At 40.8% G+C, this 21744-nt stretch carries 3 protein-coding genes; all 3 read right to left on the bottom strand.

Going from position 1 to position 21744, the window contains the following annotated elements:
• Positions 1-366: 366 nt before the first annotated feature.
• Genes AC0IXC_RS23455 through AC0IXC_RS23445 form a run of 3 tightly spaced genes read right to left on the bottom strand, consistent with a single transcriptional unit; the run spans position 367 to position 21744 of the window.
• Positions 367-5685, bottom strand: a complete 5319-nt coding sequence (locus AC0IXC_RS23455) for an amino acid adenylation domain-containing protein (RefSeq protein ID WP_471653482.1) — start codon at positions 5683-5685, stop codon at positions 367-369.
• A complete protein-coding gene (locus AC0IXC_RS23450) occupies positions 5651-15277 on the bottom strand; it encodes a non-ribosomal peptide synthetase (RefSeq protein ID WP_471653409.1) in 9627 nt (3208 codons plus the stop codon). The genes AC0IXC_RS23455 and AC0IXC_RS23450 overlap by 35 nt, the downstream gene beginning before the upstream one ends.
• The gene (locus AC0IXC_RS23445) at positions 15274-21744 is read right to left on the bottom strand and encodes an amino acid adenylation domain-containing protein (protein ID WP_471653408.1); all 6471 of its coding nucleotides are present in this window, start codon (positions 21742-21744) and stop codon (positions 15274-15276) included. Before AC0IXC_RS23445 ends, AC0IXC_RS23450 begins: the two co-directional genes overlap by 4 nt.

Genomic DNA, 21744 nt, shown 5'->3' with positions numbered 1-21744 from the left:
ACGTTATAGAAATTCAATTTCATTTTCTAACTTGCATTTATTCAAGTGCAAATATAATAGAAAAGGTGCATATTTACATATCAATGAAAATATACACCTTTTCTCAGCAATATCATCAAAGCATTCGCTTCTGGTACAAAAACTTCAGAGAATTTACAGCATACTATGAACAACTCATATATGTTTCTATGTCCCTATCAAGCAATTTTTCATTAGCCCCTTAAAAAGTAATGCTCTTGATATATACATAATCTCCTACACTTGATGTGCAGTTATTGGACTGCTCTCTTCATTTACACTACTACTCACAAATAACAACTTTACTAATAACAATGTTCGTTTATAAAGTTGCCTATTTTGTGCTCTCTACTTTTCCATTAGTGAAAGGGACGTCTCTTTTATTCTTTCTAATTCATTTAGTAGATACTTAGCTAACTTTTCAACTGCGGGGGAAGCTACTATTTCTTCGTGTGATCCAGGGACCGAATACATATTCACTCTTCCTTTTAATAAAGGCTTCCAATCCGTAAACAATTCTTTACCTTCCTCAGCACTAAAGTAAATGACTTCCCCAAAATATGGTGTTAAATCATGCTCTGCCATTAAATTCAGACATTTCCTGTGAGCATTGATAATTTGCTTCAAATTCGTAAGATTTGCATCAGGCGGGAGCACTCCTTCCACAATTAATTGCTCAACAAGCATGTCCTGTTGATGAACAAGCTCTTCTTCCTGCTCCACTAACTCTATATTGATGAAATGCTCCAATATATAAGATAGCATTTCATCCTCTGTCTTGTAATCCCGTTCTGAAGGCACCTTGGTATCCAATAGTACCAACACCTCAACTTCTTCTCCCTGGTTCCGTAGCATAGTTGCGATTTCATAGGCGATGGCACCGCCCAGAGACCATCCTCCCAGACGATACGGCCCCTCTGGCTGAGCCCGCTTCATTTCCTCGATGTAGAGTTGAACTACTTCCGATAAAATCAACCCGTTCATTCCTTCTTTCTCTACGAGAGGATTCTGTAGACCATAAAATGAGCAGTGATCCTTGAGTAACCTTGCTAGCTGAATGTAACAGAGTACATTACCCATAAACGGGTGAACACAGAAGAAAGGTCTTTTCTCTGATTCTTGTAATGGAACCAGAACCGATAATGATTCTTCCATACGATGATTCTCACGGATGAGACAAGCGATTCCTTCCACTGTCGGGTTCTTAATTAGTGCGGGCACCTTAATCTCTTTTCCAAATTTCTCTCTGACCTTTGAAATCAATTTGATTACAAGGAGAGAGTGACCTCCTATATTGAAGAAATCATCGTTTACATGGATATCTTCTAACTGTAGCAAATCCTGCCAGATTGTAATCAGCTGATACTCGATTTCATCCCGTGGGATGATTGGTGTAGAAAAGGTACTTTCTCTTTGAATCGTTAAGCTGTTCAGTGCCTTTCGATCAACCTTCCCATTTGTTGTAAGCGGAATCGCATCCACCTCAATAAAGTGTGCAGGAATCATATAATTCGGTACTTGCCTCTTGAGATGCTCACGCCATTCATGCATACTTCCTTCACCCACCACATAGGCAACCAATCTCTGATCTCCTGGTTGGTCCTCTCTTATCAAGACTACCGCCTCTTTCACCGATGGATGACTTTCTAAATTCGCTTCAATCTCTCCAAGCTCAATCCGGAATCCTCGAATTTTCACTTGATTATCGATTCTTCCCAAATAATCCAAATGGCCATCAGCTAAATAGCGGACTAGATCTCCCGTCCGGTATAACCGTTCCCCTTCATTAAATGGATGAGGAATAAAACGTTCTGACGTTAACTCTGGACGATTCAAGTATCCTCTCGCTAGGCCTGCTCCACCGATATAAAGTTCACCCGTTACACCAACTGGAACAGGTAACAAATTCTCATCCAATACATAGGCTTGAACGTTTGGCAACGGACGCCCAATGGTTACTCTCTTACTATCTTTTTTGATACGATAGCATGTCGCATCAACCGTACATTCCGTAGGACCATATACATTATAAAAATGGATATGGTCATTTTCTACTAGTTGTTCCCACAGTGATGGCATAATCGCTTCTCCACCGACCAGTACCTTGCTTGGAACATGAACACTATCGTTTGTTTCTAACAACCCCTCATCTATGAGTAATTGGAGTAGTGAAGGTGTTATATCGAACATTTCCAACTTATTCTCCCGAATATAAGATACAAACTGTTGAGGATCACTGCGAACTTCTTTTGAAATAATATATAAACTAGAACCATACAAAAGCATTTGTAATTGTTTAACGGATGAATCAAAGGCGATTGAGGCATTTAGACCAACGCGCATGTTAACATGTGTCCGATGTGAAAAAACCTCTTTCTGTAAACCATAGGATAGATTTAATACCGAATGGTGCTGCACCATAACCCCTTTTGGATTCCCGGTCGAACCTGAAGTGTAGATAACATACGCCAAGTTTTCTCCTGTCACTTTACATATTGGTGAAAGGGTGTTTTCTTGCGAAATCATTGCTTGATCTCGGTCCAAACAAACTGTTTCAACTTCTTCAGGTATCCAACCTTGTGATACTTCGTTCGTAACCAATATTTGAATTCCTGTGTCCTCCAGAATATATCGTAGGTGACTTTCTGGATACGATGGATCCAACGGAACGTAGGCTGATCCAGCTTTCAAGATCCCCATGAGACCGACAATCATCTCAACTGAACGTTGGAAACAAAGCCCGACCAATGACTCCGTCCCAATCCCACATTTCTGAAGATAATGGGCCAATTGGTTCGCTTTCTCATTCAGCTCTCGATACGTCAACTGCTGATTTTCATCCACCACTGCCACCGCATCAGGTGTACGATCCACTTGATCTTCAAACAGTTTGTGGATTACACTCTCACGTGGATACGCTGCTGCATTATCATTCCATTCTTCCAGTAGTTGTTTCTGTTCTATTTCCGTAACATACACCAGCTCCGACAGAGTTTGATCAACGTTCTCGATCATTTGCTTTAACACCTGGCTTAAATGCCCCAGCATCCGTTCAATAGTGAGACCATTAAACTTGCTACGATCATACTTCAACTTTAACAACAACTGGCTTTCTGGAACAACTGTCAATCCTAATGGATAATGAGTTTGCTCTACTCCTTCCAACTCACCAATTTCTAGATTTCCTGAGGAATCCTCTTTCACTGGGTAGTTTTCAAACACATACAAGCTATGGAACAGCGGGGTTCCTCTAGGAACTTCACTCCATCCTTGAATCTCTGTCAAAGAAGCATATTCATATTGTCTTCTTTCTATCTCTTCCTCTTGTATCTTCTGCAACCAATCCATTACTTTTATATCATCTATTAACTGAATTCGCGTCGGTGATGTGGTAATAAAAGGACCTACAATGTTTTCAACATCAATAATCTCCGTAGGGCGTCCTGAGCTAGTTACACCATAGACAATGTCACCTTCTCCACTATACCGGCTCATGAGATACGCCCACGCACCTTGAATTACCGTATTCAAAGTGAGCCTATTTCGCTTCGCCCAGTTTTGTAACGCATGGGTTTGCTCTTTTGATAAATAAGTTACCTTCTCTGTGTAACCTTGTTCTTTCTCTTTACTTTCTAAGCCCAACGGGGTTGGAGCTGTAAAACCTTTAAGTTTCTCTCTCCAGAATTGCTCCGCCTGCTCCTGATTCTGCTCTCTTAGCCATTGAATATATTTCTTGTATGGCGATGACTTAGGTAAATGCACGGCTTCTCCATTCATTCTCTTCTGGTACACTGTAAGCAATTCGTTAAAGACCAGTGGTAGGCTCCATCCATCCAACAGAATATGGTGATGTGTCCAAACAATCCGATATTCTTCCTCACCTTCTTGAATGACAGTCACCCGCATCAATGGCGCTTCATCAAAAAGAAAGGCTTGTTTTCGATCCAATGCCAAAAAGGCTTTTCTTTTCTCCTCTTTTTCTTCAGCAGTCAGCGTACGCCAATCTTCTACATTCACTTTAAATGGAATACTCTCATACACCACTTGTAAAGGCTCTTCAACTTCATCCCAAACGAAAGCTGAGCGGAAAATTTCATGCCGCTGAATTACGGATTTCCACGCCTGCTCGAAAGTAGGAATATCCATTTTCCCTTTAATCATAAAACTTAATTGCACTATATACGGCGCTACATGTTCATCCCCTTGGTCATGCAATGTATGGAAAATCATACCTTCTTGCAAAGGCGATAATGGATATAAATCAGTAATTGGATAGTTCTTTCCACGATTCATCTTGGTTAGTACTTTTGTCAAACCTACTTGGTTAAGATTAGCCATCGCAAAATCCGAAACGGTCAGTGCAGATTCTCCATCTGATGAAGATTGAATCAATCTACTCAGTTGATGGAGCATATTCTCTGCAATACTTTGAATCGTTGATTTCGCGAATTGTCCCACATTGTATACCCAAGTGAACTGAAGTTTCCCATCCGTTACCATTCCAATTATATCGATTAAATGCGATCGCTTGGAACCAGAAGCATGATCTAAGCGCTTAAATCCGTTCTCCGGAATAAGCATTGCATCGTCAGAAAACATTTGGTCAAATTGTCCAAGATAGTTAAAACTAATAGACGGTGTATGTTGAGACCCCCATTGCTCACACATTGCTGCGTTCAGGTACCGCAAAATCCCATAGTCAACACCCTTATTAGGAATTTTACGTACTTGTTCTTTAACTGCTTTTAATGCTGCAATTGGCGTGTCGGCACCGGTAATATTTAAGTGAACAGGATAAATACTTGTAAACCACCCCACGGTTCTCGATAGGTCAACGTCTTCGATAATCTCTTCCCGACCATGCCCCTCCAAATCCACGGTCAGCGCCGGATGACCTGTCCATGCTGCCATAGCCTGTACCAATGCTGTCAATAGTACTTCATTGATTTGGACACGATGAGTGCTTGAAATCTCTTGCAATACAGCATGGGTCTCTTTCTCATCCAGCACCACCGTAATCTCCTCGGTTCCTGTATTTGCTGGAACTTCGAAGGTGGTATCCACTGGTAGCATAGCCACTTCTTGTTCGGATTGCTGCTCCCAGTAATCACGCACTTCTTGCACAATCCCAGCTTCAGCGTAATGATGCAATTTCTCCGACCACACTTTAAAGGATGTACTCTTTGTAGGTAATTGGATCATCTGATCCTGGCTCGCTTGATTATACGCCGTTTGCAGATCCTCCAGTAAAATCCGCCACGAAACACCATCCACTGCTAAGTGATGAATCACCCAGAATAATCGGCCGGCTCTTTTCTCACCTTCATCAAAATACACCATTCTCATTAGCGGTCCTGCGTGTAAGTGCAAGCTTGCTTGTGCAGTGTCAATCTCCGTTTGAATCACTTGATGCCATTCTGCTTGCGGCACTTCGTCTAATGAAATAACGATCAGCGTCGATTGTTCTTCGATCCCTTCGTTCCGCTGTTTCCAAGCTCCATCCGGTAAACGTTCATATCTTAAACGCAAGGCATCATGATGGATTAGAAGGGTACGCACAGCTTTCTCCAGTAATACTATATCCAATCGCTCTTTTGTTCTAAAAAACATGGATTGATTCCAATGGTGTGGGTTAGGATGATCTTGTGCTAAAAACCATTGCTGGATTGGTGTAAGGATCAGTTCTCCAGTTACAACACCCTGATCTGCTTGTACACCCCGTTCTTCTTTGACTACTTGCGGCCAACTCGGCAATCGTTTGGTGTTCAAACATTTGCTTTGGTGTCAATTGCAAACCTGCTTGCTTCGCACGAGAGACAATCTGAATGCTGAGAATCGAGTCTCCACCAATTTCAAAGAAGTTATCATGGATTCCCACCTTTTTAATCCCTAATACTTGCTTCCAAATGGTAGCCAGTGTTTCTTCGTTACCATTCCGCGTGGCAACACATTCACTTTCGATTTTCCTCTCCTCTGGTACAGGTAAGGCCTCACGATCAACTTTACCATTAGCAGTTAGTGGAATGGCTTCCATCATCACAAATCCTGAAGGAACCATATGGCTTGGTAGTTCCGCCTTGAGATAATCTCTCCACTCACCTACATTCCCATCACCCACGACATATGCCACCAACCGTTTATCACCCGGCTGATCTTCTCGAACAATTACGACAGCCTCTTTTATGGATGCATATGCGTTTAAAGCAGATTCAATTTCTCCGAGCTCAATTCGGAAACCACGGATTTTCACCTGGTGATCAATCCGCCCAAGATAATCCAGATTTCCATCCGGTAAGTATCTCGCTAAGTCTCCTGTCCGATATAATCGCGATCCTGGGTCACTACTGAATGGATGAGGAATGAAACGTTCTGCAGTCAATTCGGGTCTGTTTAAATACCCACGTGCGAGTCCTGCTCCACCAATATATAGTTCGCCAGCTACACCAATAGGCACAGGTTGTTGACAAGCGTCTAGTACATACGCTTCTAAATCTGGAATCCGTTTTCCGATATTACTTCTTGAAGCATACTGCACATCATCTTGAGTAATTGGATAATAAGTAACATGAACGGTAGTTTCTGTAATTCCATACATATTAATTAACTGTGGGTCCTGCTCTCCATACCTTTGAAACCATGGTAACAAGCTGGTAGGATCGAGTGCTTCCCCACCAAATATGACATAGCGCAGATACAAGTCTTTCATCTCATCTTCTTGTTCACACACTTGTATCAATTGTCGAAATGCGGATGGTGTCTGATTAAGAACCGTAACCTTCTCCTTTACTAACAGTTGATAGAAATCCTTGGGCGATCGACTAATCCAGTAAGGAACAACAATCAATCTTCCGCCATGGAGTAATGCCCCCCAAATCTCCCATACCGAGAAGTCAAACGCATAAGAATGGAAAAGCGTCCAAGTATCTTTTTCATCAAACTGATACCAACATTCCGTTGATTTAAATAAACGAATCACATTGTGATGCTCTACCATAACTCCCTTCGGATTCCCTGTTGATCCCGAAGTATAGATTACATACGCCAAGTTTTCTCCTGTCACTTCACATATTGGTGAAAGGGTGCTTTCTCGCGAGACCATCGCTTTATCCCGATCCAAACAAACTGCTTTGATTTCTTCAGGTATCCAACCTTTTAATGCTTCGTTCGTGACCAATACTTGAATCTCTGTGTCCTCCAGAATATATCGTAGGCGACTTTCTGGATACGATGGATCCAATGGGACATAGGCTGCCCCAGCTTTCAAGATCCCCATGAGACCGACAATCATCTCAACTGAACGCTGGAAGCAGAGACCAACCAATGACTCGTTCCCAATCCCACATTTCTGGAGATAGTGGGCCAATTGGTTTGCTTTCTCATTCAGCTCTCGATACGTCAACTGCTGATTTTCATCCACCACCGCTACCGTGTCAGGTGTACGACCCACTTGATCTTCAAAAAGTGTATGGATCGCACTCTCACGTGGATACGCTACAGCATTATTATTCCACTCTTCCAGCAATTGCTTCTCCAATTCCGATAGCATCTTCAACTTCATCAATGATTTATCAGGATGTTCCACGATTTCATTCAACCAGTTTTCAAAATGCTCAGCCATACGTCTGATCGTTACAATGTCAAATAAATCAGTCTTATAGTCAAAACAAAGGAATAAACCCTCTTCCACCTCTGCGGCGCTTAAACTCAAATCAAACTTGGCGATCGAAGCATGACTTTCCATCGGTTCTAAACTTCTTCCATGAAGTTCTGGAAGCTCTCGTTTCGCGTTTTGTAAGGTAAACATGGTTTGGAAGATCGGAGAATGACTTGTAATTCGCTCGGGTTGTATGACTTCTACAATCTTTTCAAACGGAACATCTTGGTATTCATACGCCTTCAATGCTTTTGTCCGTACCTGAGACAACAACTCTTGGAATGTCGGTGCGCCACTTAAATCAGCCCGATAGACTAACGTATTGACAAAGAAACCAATCAATCCTTCAATCTCTCGATAATTTCGATTCGCAATTGGGCTTCCAACAAGAATATCTGATTGTCCTGTATAACGGGCAAGGAAACTTTGATAAGATGCCAATAAGGTCATGAAAAGCGTTGCCCCTTCTTGACGACTAAGTTCGTTTAATTTATCCAGTAATGAGCGTGACAACAACACATTATGAGTTAATCCATGGTGGGTTTGCACCGGAGGACGGGGACGATCCATCGGCAACATTAAGACTGGTAACTCACCAGACAGTTCTTCCTTCCAATATGCAAGCTGTTGATTTAGTACTTCCTCTTTTAACCAATCCCTTTGCCATTGAGCAAAATCGGCATATTGAACTGGTAATGGTGCGAGCTCTGCTGGTTTTTCGCCAATCGCCTCCTCATAAAATACCATCCATTCTTGGAGCAAGATTTCCATCGACCATCCATCCGAGATAATATGATGCATATTACACAGAAGAACCCATTCTTCTTCTGAAATTTTCACGATTTGTCCACGAAACAATGGCCCTTGCTCTAAGTCAAATGGGGATTCGACTTCTGTTTGAATCCATTGCTCCACTTCTCTTTCTCTCTCTTCTGGAGAAATCTTAGTTAAATCAATTTGTGGAAGGGAACGGAAAGTATACGGTTGAATCTTCTGCACAGGATGACCGTCCACTTCATGAAATACTGTCCGCAATGATTCATGACGCTCTATCAACTGATTCCATCCCAACTCCAATGCTTCTAGTAACCAATTTCCTGTAAGACGGCATACCATCGGCATATTATAAAGTGCACTATTAGGTGTAAATTGATCGATAAACCATAAGCGCTGTTGAGCATAAGAAAGTGGAATCGCATTTCCTCGTTCCATCGGCATCAATGGCGGAATTTCTCGTTTTTTGCCTCCCTTACGTAACTGATCTAATCGCTTCGCCAGTGCCTCCACCGTTGAATACTCGAACAGTTCACGCACCGGTAGTTTTATTTGAAAGACTTCTTGTAAGCGTGAAACCACTTGAGTAGCAAGTAGAGAATGACCACCAAGTTCGAAGAAAGAATCCTGAACACCAATATTTCCTATCTCTAGTACTTGACTCCATATTGAAGCGATAAGCTCTTCCAGCGGAGTTCGTGGGTATATAGTATTTTCAGTAGATGGTTCACCAGGTATAGGCAATGCCTTCAAATCAAGTTTCCCATTCGGTGTAAGTGGTAAAAATGCCACCTCAACAAAGTTTGTTGGAACCATGTAATTTGGTAAATGTGTTTGTAGATGCTCTCGCCATTCATGAACGTTTCCTTCACCAACTATATAAGCCACTAATCGCTTGTCACCTGGATTATCCTCTCGTACCAATACAACAGCTTCTTTCACAGAAGAATGCGCCTGCAAAATTGCTTCAATTTCTCCCAATTCAATCCGGAAACCACGAATTTTTACTTGGTCATCTACTCGACCATGGAACTGAAGAGCACCATCAGAAAGATAACTTGCTTTGTCTCCGGTGTAATAGAGACGTTCTCCTGACTTGAATGGATGCGAAATAAATTTTTCCTTTGTGAGATCCCGACGATTAGCATATCCACGAGCAAGACTCTTTCCTCCAATATAAAGATCTCCAATCACACCAATTGGTACTAGCTGAAGATGAGAATCTAACACATAAACTTCTGTATTCGCAATCGGTCGACCAATAGATGGCGTACCTGTTGTCACTCCTACAGGTACATAACAATCCGTGGTAACAACGGTATTTTCCGATGGACCATACTGATTGATTACCGTAAAAGGAATATCGTTAGATGGATACTGCGTTAATTGATCCCCGCCCGTAATGATAAAACGAAGATCCGTCTTCTCTGGCCAAGATAATTTCAAGAGTCTTTCCAGAATAGGCGTAGGTGCAAAACTAGCTGTTATTCGCGAATCAATGAGCCAGTCTCTTAGTGCTCCTGAATTAATTCTCAGTTCCTCTGTTGACAAGTAGAGTGCTGCACCAGCAGTTAGATACGGCCAAATCTCCTGAACAGCCGAATCAAAAGCAATCCCCGCAATCTGAGTCGCACGATCCTGTGCTGTGATACGATAAACTTCTTGATGCCAAGTGACCATATTCATTAATGAGCGATATTCAACCATGACACCCTTTGGTTTTCCTGTAGAACCAGAAGTATAGACGATATAAGCTAAGTTATCTGGATTTATCTGCCGTGTAGGTGCAATTATACTTTCCTCCGTTAATTCTTCTAACTTCACTATTTCGACGTGTTCAAAACGATTTTCTTGTCCTTCAGCTGTCACTACAAATTGAATTCCTGCATCTTCAATCATGTATTCTAACCTTGATTTTGGATACAACGGATCTAAAACAACATAAGCTCCACCAGCTTTTAAAATGCCTAGTAAACTTGCCATGAGCTCAGCTGATCTCGGAAGATAAACTCCCACGACTGACTCTGGAGCGACTCCTTTTCGCTTTAAAACATTTGCCAACTGATTTGCTTGTGCATCCAGTTCACCATAAGTCCATTTTTTTGTTTGATCAACTACCGCAATTGCATCAGGACACCTTGCTACCTGTTCCTCAAATCGGTCGCAAATAAGACCTTGCAGGGACATTTCCATTACAGTGTCATTCCATGTTTCTAATAACAAAGTACACTCAGATTCCGATAGCATGCTCAGACTATGCAACGGATTTTGCGGGTGATGTGAAACTTCGTGTAGCCATTTCTCAAAGTGCCCTGCCATCCGTTCAATAGTTGTAGCATTGAATAAATCCTTATTGTATTCAAAAGTAAAAAGTAATCCCTCTTCCGTCTCAGCTGCCATTACACTTAAATCAAACTTTGCGATTGGACTATGGCTTTCTATCATTTCAATACTTCTACCAGATAACACCGGGAACTCTTGTTTCATATTTTGCAAAATGAACATAGTCTGGAAGATTGGCGAATGACTTGTACTCCGCTCTGGTTGTACAACTTCTACAATTTTTTCAAAAGGGATATCTTGATATTCATAGGCCTTCAATGCCTTTTGACGAACCTGAGACAGAACATCCTGAAATGTCGGTCTACCACTCAGATTAGCTCGATAAACCAGCGTATTGACGAAGAAACCAATTAGTCCTTCAATTTCTCTGTAATTTCGATTAGCAATTGGACTTCCGACCAGAATATCTTCTTGTCCCGTATAACGTGATAGAAAACTTTGATATGCAGCTAACAGGGTCATGAAGAGTGTGGCCCCTTCTTGACGACTAAATTCGTTCAATTTGTCGTGTAGCGTGCTTGGCAGAACCAGAGTATATGTCGACCCATGATGAGTTTGTATTGCGGGACGCGGGCAATCCATAGGAAGTTGGAGTACAGGAAGCTCCCCAGACAATTCTTCCCTCCAATATTGGAGTTGTTGATCAAGCACTTCCTCCTTCAACCATCCTTTTTGCCACTGAGCAAAGTCGGCATATTGAACCGGTAATGGTTCAAGTTCTGCTACCTTTCCATCTGTGGCTTTCTCATAGAATGCCATCCACTCTTCAAGTAGGACTCCCATTGACCATCCATCTGAAATGATATGATGGAGAGTACAAAGGAGAATCCATTCTTCTTCTCCCACTTGCAAAATACTTGTCCTGATTAGTGGACCCTCTGTTAAATCAAATGGCACTTCTGTTTCGTGTTTAATTAAACGTTTAACTTCTTCTTCTCGGTCTTCTGGAGAAAACATAGTTAAATCCGTTTTCTGAATTGATCGAAAAGCATACGGTTCAATTTGCTGCACGGGTTGGCCGTTAACTTCATGAAAGACCGTCCGCAATGATTCATGACGCTCTATTAACTGATTCCATCCCGTTTCCAATGCCTCAGGTAGCCAATTCCCTGTAAGGCGGCATACCATTGGCATATTGTAAAGAGCACTATTAGGTGTAAATTGATCAATAAACCATAAGCGCTGTTGGGCGTAAGATAGCGGGATAGTTTCCCCTCGTTTCATCGGCATTAGTGGAGGAATCTCTCGTTTTCTATCTCCTTTACGTAATTGCTCTAATCGCTTTGCCAGTGACTCCACTGTTGCATACTCAAATAGTTCACGTACCGGTAATTCGATTTGAAAGATTTCTTGTAAGCGTGAAACTACTTGGGTAGCTAGCAGCGAGTGACCACCGATTTCAAAAAAAGAATCTTGGACACTAATATTTCTTATACCTAACACTTGACTCCATACGGAAACGATGAGCTCCTCTACTGGTGTTCGTGATGAACTAATATCTTCACTTATGAACTGTGCTTCCAATTCCAGTAAGGCTTTCCGATTAACCTTACCATTTGGAGTGAGTGGCATCGCTTCAACTTGGAAAAAGTATGCCGGAACCATATAATGCGGCAGTTGCTTCTTGAGATATTCACGCCACTCTCCAGTATCCCCTTCACCCACTACATAAGCTACTAACTGCTTATCTCCTGGACGACCTTCCTTCACCAACACGACAGCCTCTTTTACAGATGGGTAATCATGTAAAGATGCTTCGATCTCTCCCAGTTCAATTCGGAATCCTCTGATTTTTACTTGGTTATCTATTCTTCCAATATACTCCAAGTTACGATCACTCATATATCTCACCAGGTCACCCGTTCGATATAATCGTTCCCCTTCCTTAAAAGGATGCGGAATAAAACGTTCAGTAGTTAACTCTGGTCGATTGAAGTAGCCACGTGCCAAGCCTACTCCACCAAGGTAAAGTTCCCCCGCCACACCAATCGGTACCACCTGTTGATGTTGATCCAACACATACAACTCTGTATTATCAATTGGACGCCCAATTGGAATAGTCATTGGTTCTTTTTCTAAATCACAATCATAATAAGTCACATCCACAGTCGCTTCGGTAGGGCCATACAAGTTAATTAACTTTGTTTGCTGAACATCGTAAAATACCCCCTTAAACCTGCGAACTTGTTCAGTGTTTAATGCTTCTCCACTAGTAAAAACCTGACTTAAAGACGAAACATTCCTTTTCGAGTTATATTGTTCCATGTAATCTAAGAAAGTAGATAACATCGACGGAACAAAGTGCATGGTGGTCACACGATATCGTTCGATATACTCCTCAATCACCCCAGGATCTTTCTCACCTCCGGGTAGAAGTAAACAAACACGTGCTCCTACAAATGACCACCAAAATAATTCCCAGACAGAAACATCAAACGAAAACGGTGTCTTTTGTAGGATTGTATCCTCCTCAGATAATGGATATTTTTTCTGCATCCACTGTAGGCGGTTGATAACCGAATGATGTTCAATCATTACTCCCTTCGGATTTCCCGTCGAACCCGAAGTGTATATGATATACGCTAAGTTATTTGCTGTTACTCCACTCACCGGAGCCGAATTACTCTCTTTAGAAATCATTACTTGATCCCGATCTAAACAAATTGCTTGAATATCTTTAGGTAACCAGTCCTGTAGTGCCTCTTTTGTTAACAGCACTTGAATTTGTGAATTCTCTAAAATGTATCTCAGGCGGTTTTCGGGATAACTTGGGTCCAGTGGGACATAAGCCCCACCTGCTTTCAAAATCCCAAAGAGACCAATAATCATTTCAGGAGAACGTTCAACACATATACCGACCAATGATTCAGGTCCTATACCTCGTTTTTGTAGATAATGTGCCAATTGGTTCGATTTTTCATTGAGTTCTTGATACGTTAGCTTTCCACCCTCATAAACTACCGCCACTGCATCAGGTGTACGTGCAACTTGCTGCTCAAATAGCTCATGAATCATACACTCATGACCATAGACCACGTCAGTATCATTCCATTCTTCTAGGAGTTGTTTCTGCTCTGTGTCCGATAACATTGACAGCTTTGTATATGATTCATCTGGATGATACGCGATTTCATTTAACCAGTTCTCAAAATGTCCTGCCATACGTACAACGGTACTACTATCAAATAAATCCGTGTTGTATTCAAAAGAGACAAATAGACCTTCTTCCACTTCGTAGGCAGTTAAACTCAGATCAAATTTTGCTATAGACATATTACTTTCTACCATTTCGATACTTCTACCAGGCAGTTCTAGTCGTTCTTGTTTTATATTCTGTAGTGTAAACATGGTCTGAAAGATAGGAGAATGACTCATACTTCGTTCAGGTTGCACAGCTTCTACCACTTTTTCAAACGGTATATCTTGGTATTCGTAAGCTTTTAACGCCTTTTTCTTTGTTTGAAGCAAAATCTCCCGAAAAGTAGGGGTTCCACTCAAATCTGATCGGTAAACCAGCGTATTAACAAAGAAACCAATTAATCCTTCTACTCCCTTATGGTTCCGATTTGCGATCGGACTTCCAACGAGAATATCTTTTTGCCCCGTATAACGAGCAAGAAAGCTCTGGTATGCAGCCATTAAAGTCATAAATAAGGTAGATCCTTCTTGTCGACTTATATCCTTCAATTGACTGAGTAATTTATAAGGAAAAATCACGTGATGCGTATCCCCAGCATAAGTTTGCGTAACCGGTCGAGCTCGATCCACTGGCAGTTGTAATATAGGAAGATCCCCAGACAATTCTTCCTGCCAATACGTAAGTTGACGATTTAGCACATCACCTTGCAACCACTCCTTTTGCCACTTCGCAAAGTCTGCATATTGAATGGATAGTGAACTTAATTTAGCAGGATTCCCGCCAGTTTCCTCTTCATAGAAAGCAATTAATTCATTCATGAATATACCGATGGACCAAGCATCAGATATAATATGATGCATCGTACACAGTAATAACCATTCATCCTTTCCTAATTGAACAAGCTGATAACGAATTAAAGGGCCATTCATTAAATCAAATGCTTCTTGCGCTTCTCTCGCAATTAAACTATCTACCTCTTTTCCTTTTGCTTCTAGAGGAAGTTGAGAGTAATCCCTTACAGGTAATGTTCTAGGAAGGAATTCGACAATATGTTGTACAGGTTGCTCTCCTACTTCTTTAAAAACGGTACGTAATGATTCATGACGTTCAATGAGTCGATTGAATCCCTTTTCTAATGCTTTAGGAATCCAATTTCCTTTTAGACGCCATACTGTTGGAATATTATATAATGAACTGTTTGGGTTAAATCTATCCATAAACCACAAACGTTGTTGTGCATAAGACAACGGAAGTGCTTCTTTATTCTCCTTTTTTTGCATTTGCTCCTGAAGCCAAGCTCTCTTCTCAGGAGAAAGTGAACTCAGTTTTGCAAGTAAATCACTTCTCATTTTTTTACCCCTTCCTCAACCAAATTACTCTTGAATATCCCTTGTGCTTCTTCCTCTGATAACTCTTCCAATTGCTTAAGAAGTTCAAGTAATTCTTCATCATTACTCACTTCTGCTTCTTTTTGAATATAGTCTTGAAGACTTACATTCTCCTTACTATCATTCTGCATTTCTTTATTTTCGCTATAGAGCAATTGATTAATTCGTTCTGCCAATTCCTGCACCGTATGAAACGTAAATAAATCATGCAATGGTAACTCAATTCCAAAAGCCTCTTTAAGATCGGAGACAGCTTGTGTAGCAAGTAATGAATGGCCACCTATTTCAAAAAACGAATCTTGGATTCCAATATTTTCTACACCTAAAACTTGATGCCATATTGAAACGATTGTTTTTTCCGTAGGTGTACGAGGAGAAATATAACCACTCGCTCTCTCCTGTCTCTCTGGTGATGGTAAGGCCTTCCTATCAATTTTCCCATTTGGGGTGAGTGGAAATGCGTTCAATCCGACAAAATAGGCTGGAACCATGTAATTTGGCAACTGGACCTTGAGATAATCACGCCACTTATGAGCATCCCCATCTCCCACAACATAGGCAACCAAACGTGGATTACCAGGATAATCTTCCCGCACCATCACAATGACTTCGTTAACTAATGTATGCTTTTGTAATGTCGCTTCAATTTCTCCTAGTTCAATCCGGAACCCACGAATTTTTACCTGATGATCGATTCGGCCAAGATACTCCAAATTCCCATCCGGCAGATATCTTACTAGATCTCCAGTCCGGTATACTCGCTCTCCTTCTTTAAACGGATGCGGTATAAAACGCTCTTTTGTTAAGTCAGGGCGATTTAAGTATCCACGTGCTAATCCTGATCCACTAATGTAAAGCTCACCAACTACACCAATTGGAACCATTTTTTGTTCCGCGCTCAGTACATATACTTCTGTATTGAAGACTGGTTTACCAATTGGTGGTACCCTATACATGGCACCCTTTTCTAATTCCATATATGTGGAATACGTAGTATCTTCGGACGGTCCATATAGGTTGTACACCTTCTCAATCGTACTTCTCTCGTATAAGTCTTGAACAAGTGAATATGACAATGGTTCTCCAGCCAAATTCATCACCTTTACCGAAGAAGGGATGGTTTTTGCTCGAACCAGTTCCTTCGCTGCCGATGGCACAGTATTGACCAAAGTCACACCCTTGGTAGACAACTTGTCTAGATGTAGAGCATTTTCAGCGACAATCACCTTACCACCCATCGTCAAGGGAACAAACAATTCAAAAACGGATAAATCAAAGGATAGCGAAGTTGAAGCCAACACTCCTGCTAAATCCTTTCGGGAATATGTGTGATGCGCCCAATGAATCATTGTTACTGTATTCCTGTGCTCAATCATTACTCCCTTTGGATTTCCTGTGGAACCTGAAGTATAGATGATATAGGCTAAGTTATTGCTCGTCACTTCACTCGTACACACCGTAGTTACTTCTTCTTCTATTTCTGCTCGATCACAATCAATAGAAATCACGTCAACGGATTTAGGTAAAACCATTTTTTGCTGTAACTTTTCCTGTGTCACCAGTACCTTTATATGAGCATCCTCTAAAATATATTGCAGTCGACTTTCCGGATACGCTGGATCAATTGGGACATACGCTCCTCCTGCCTTCATGATTCCTAAGAGGCCGACAATCATCTCGGATGAACGTGTAACGCAAATCCCAACCATTGATTCGCATCCTACACCATGCTTCTGTAGATAATGTGCCAGTTGATTCGAGCGTTCGTCCAACTCTCGATATGTTAGTTCTTCATCTTCGCACACTACTGCAATTGCTTCTGGTGTTTTTTCCACTTGTTCTTCAAATAATGTATGAATTGTGCTTTCTCGTATATCTACAACACCTGTTTCATTCCATTCCTCTAGTAGTTGCTTATATTCCACTTTCGATAACATATTCATTTCCGATAATAAATCTTTTGGATGAGATACTATTTGATATAACCAATGTTCAAAATGACTTGCCATACGTTCAATGGTTGTATCATTAAACAAATCAGTATTATATTCAAAGGTTAGCGATAATCCTTCTTCCGTCTCAGAAGCAAATAAACTCAAATCAAATTTCGCCACAGAAGTATGACTTTCCATGAGTTCCATGTGTCTTTCAGATAGCTGAGGAAACTCTTGTTTCGTATTCTGTAAAGTAAACATGGTTTGAAATATCGGTGAATGACTTGTATTCCGTTCCGGTTTTACGGATTCTACCACTTTCTCAAATGGAATGTCCTGATACTCGTATGCTTTTAGTGCTTTTTTTCGTATCTGCGACAAAAGTTCTTGGAACGTCGGATTTCCACTGAAATCAGCTCGATAAACCAACGTATTTGCAAAGAAACCTATTAATCCTTCAATCTCTTTAACATTTCGATTTGCAATTGGGCTCCCAACCAAGATGTCGTCTTGTCCTGAATAACGAGAAAGGAAGCTTTGATACGCTGCCATCAATGTCATAAATAAAGTGGATCCTTCTTGCAGACTTAAACCTTTGAGCTTTTCCTGTAGGGAATTCGTCACCATTAAGGACTGACTCGCACCACGGTGGGTTTGAACCGCGGGTCGAGGACGATCCATCGGTAATTGTAAAACCGGTAGCTCTCCAGACAATTCTTCCTTCCAATATTGGAGGTGCTGATCCAAATTCTCTTCTTTTTGCCATTCCTTCTGCCACATGACAAAGTCTGCATATTGAATGGATAACTCCTTTAATTCCGCCGTTTTTCCGCTTAGTGCTCCTTCATAAAAAGCCATCCATTCTTCAAGTAAAATTCCCATTGACCACCCATCTGAAATAATATGATGCATCGTACAAAGGAGAACCCATTCTTCCCTGTCCACTTTCAATATTCGTGTTCGAATCAGAGGACCTTGCCCAAAATGAAATGTTTCCTCCGCTTCGTTTTGAATGAGCCGTTTCATTTCCCTTTTCCTATCTTCCAAAGAAAGGTCTGTTAGATCTGTTTGAGGGATATGTCTGAATACATGAGATTGAACCTGTTGAAAAGGTTCACCCTCTTGTTCTAGAATTATCGTCCGTAATGATTCATGACGTTCCAACAACTGATTCCATCCGGCCTCCAATGCTTCAATTGACCACTTTCCTGTTAAGCGACACGCTGCATGAATATTGTACATCGCACTATTTGGCATTAATTGATCAATAAACCATAGGCGTTTCTGTGCATAGGAAAGTGGAATAGATCCTTCCCGCTTCATAGGTACAAGGGGTGGAACTTCTCGTTTTTTATCTTCTTTGCGCAACTGATCTACTCGTTTCGCTAATGCTTCCACTGTATCGTGCTTGAAAAGTTCACGTAGCGGGATTTTAACCTGGAACAACTCTTGTAATCGAGAGACGATTTGAGTAGCGAGTAGTGAGTGTCCACCCCGTTCAAAGAAGGAATCCTGAATACCGATATTTTCTGTTCCTAACACTTGACTCCAAACTGAGGCAATAAGCTCTTCCGATGGCGTCCGAGGTAGAACATTTAATTCTCCAATAAGTTGCTCATCAGGTGCTGGCAAGGCCTTTCGGTCGATTTTCCCATTCGGAGTAAGCGGGAACTGTTCTAACTCTACAAGGTGCGCTGGAATCATGTGATTCGGCAATTGGTTTTGTAAATACTCTCTCCACTTTCGGGTATTTCCATCGCTTATTACATATGCAACCAATCGCTGATCACCCGGGCGATCTTCTCTAACTAATACGACAGCCTCTTTAATAAACGAACATTTTTCTAAAGTCGCTTCAATTTCTCCAAGTTCAATCCGAAAACCACGCATTTTCACTTGATGGTCCATTCTCCCTATAAATTCTAAATTTCCATCAGTTAGATATCTTACTGAATCTCCTGTTCGATATAGTCGTTCTCCCAATCGAAATGGATGCGAAACGAATTTTTCGGCAGTGAGATTCGGACGATTTAAGTATCCACGAGCTAAACCGGCACCACCAATATATAACTCACCCTCTATCCCTATTGATTGCAAGCGTTGATTTTGGTCTAATACATATAATTGCGTGTTCTGTATCGGCTGCCCAATAGAAACAAATTCTTGATTAGGTTGAATGTCAAATGCATTTACGTAAATAGTTGCTTCAGTTGGTCCATAAAAGTTGGTTAATTTTACTTGCCCGCTCTGATTCCATTGCTGTTGAAACCGTCTAACCAATCCTGAACTTAGCTCTTCCCCACCAGAAAACACATGACGCACGGACGCACATTTTATTTTCAACTCAATATGAGTGAAATGATCTAAGAAAACAGATAACATCGAAGGAACAAATTGAGTAATAGTAACCTGATGTTTTTCTATCACTTCAGCTATAATGGTAGGATCTTTCTCTCCACCTGGAGGTAAGAAAGATACACAAGCGCCTACGCTAATACCCCAAAATAACTCCCAAACAGATACATCAAATGAAAATGGTGTTTTCTGCAAGATAACATCCTTTTCAGAAAGTGGATATTGATGTTGCATCCATTCAAGATAATTAATCACTGAATGATGCTCAATCATCACTCCCTTTGGATTCCCTGTAGATCCTGAAGTATACATAACATACGCTAAACCTCTTCCTGTTACACCACTTATACATGGGGTTGATTCTTCTTCTTCAATTGCAGTATAATCTTGATTCATATAAATCGTTTCAATCTGTTCAGATATATATAAATTTTTAGAATTCCCCCCCGTCACTAGTACTTCAATTCCAGCATCCTCTAATATATAACGAAGCCGACTCTCTGGATAAGTAGGGTCAAGTGAAACATACGCTCCTCCTGATTTTAGAATCCCTAATAACGCTATCATCATTTGTAATGAGCGTTCCATATATACCCCGACTAGAGACTCTGGACCTACACCACGCTTTTGTAAATAATGAGCTAGCTGATTAGCGCGTTCATCCAACTCTTTATAGGTAATTTGTTCATTTTCGTAAATAGCCGCGATTGCTTCTGGCGTTTTCTTAACTTGCTCCTCAAATATCGTATGAATCATGCCTTCAGCTGAATATTTTACTTTAGTATTATTCCATTCCTCTAGTAACTGTGTCTGCTCTTCCATTTTTAAATGAGTAATTTCGGAGAGCTTTGAATCTAGGCTCTTCGTCATCTGAATTAATGTTTGCAATAAGTGACCCTGAATACGATTTATTGTTTCTTCATTGAAATAGCTTCGGTCATACATCAACTTTAAAGTAATTTCCTTACCAGGCATTACAATGAGTGTTAAAGGATAATTTGTTTGTTCTACGCTTTGAACCTCTAGTAATCTTAAATCATCATTTCTCTCACCTTGAATTGGATAATTTTCAAATACATACAAGGTATGAAATAGGGAACTATTCCGCGGAACCTCACTCCACCCTTGAATATCAACCAACGAATTATACTCATATTGTCTTCGTTCCATTTCTTTCATCTGTATTTTACGAAGCCAATCTACTACTGATGTATCATCCGTTAATCGAATTCTAGTAGGTAATGTGTTAATAAATAGACCCACCATATTCTCTGCTCCTATCAAATCAGTAGGACGTCCAGAGCTAGTTATGCCAAACACGATGTCACTTTCACCGCTATACCTACTCATCAAGTAAGCCCATGCGCCTTGTACTAATGTATTCAATGTTAATCGACTATTTCGTACCCACTCTTGTAAATTCTTAGTAAGTTCCTCAGATATTTGATAAGTACACTCTCCATAGCCCTTATCCTCTCCTTGATCCTTTCTTTCCATTTCTAATGGTGTAGGTGCATAAAATCCCTTTAATTCTTCTTTCCAAAATTCCTCTGCTTTACTTTGATCTTGCTTATTTATCCACTGGATATATTTTTTGTAAGGAAGAGGTTTAGGAAGATTAAACAATTCTCCCTTTATCATCTTGAGATAAACTTCCATTACCTCACTAAAGACTAGGGAAACACTCCATCCATCCAACAAAATATGATGATGTGTCCAAATGATTCTCATTTTCTCTTCTGCTTCTTTAATCGCAGTGATTCTCATCAACGGTGCTTCGTCCAATAAAAATCCTTTTCTACGATCTGCAGTCAAAAACTGGTGTAATTTCTGCTCCCTCTCCTCATGTGGCTGGGCGCTCCAATCTTCTTGATGAATAGTAAAAGGAAGACGTTGGTAAACTGCTTGCAGAGGTTTTTCTACTTCCTCCCACACAAATACTGAACGTAGAACTTCATGTTGATGAATAACATATTCCCAAGCCTTTTCAAAAGTAGCAACATCCAATCGGCCACCGAGCAAGAAGCCTACTTGTACAATGTAGGAAAAAGAATGATCATCATCTTGATCGTATAAAGTATGAAACAGTATTCCTTTTTGCAAAGGTGATAATCCATATATATCAATAACGTCCCCCAT

The sequence above is a fragment of the Bacillus sp. AC266 genome, from assembly GCF_979253805.1.
The sequence above is the reverse complement of the archived record's forward strand: the minus strand, read 5'-3'. Positions and strand labels throughout refer to the sequence as shown.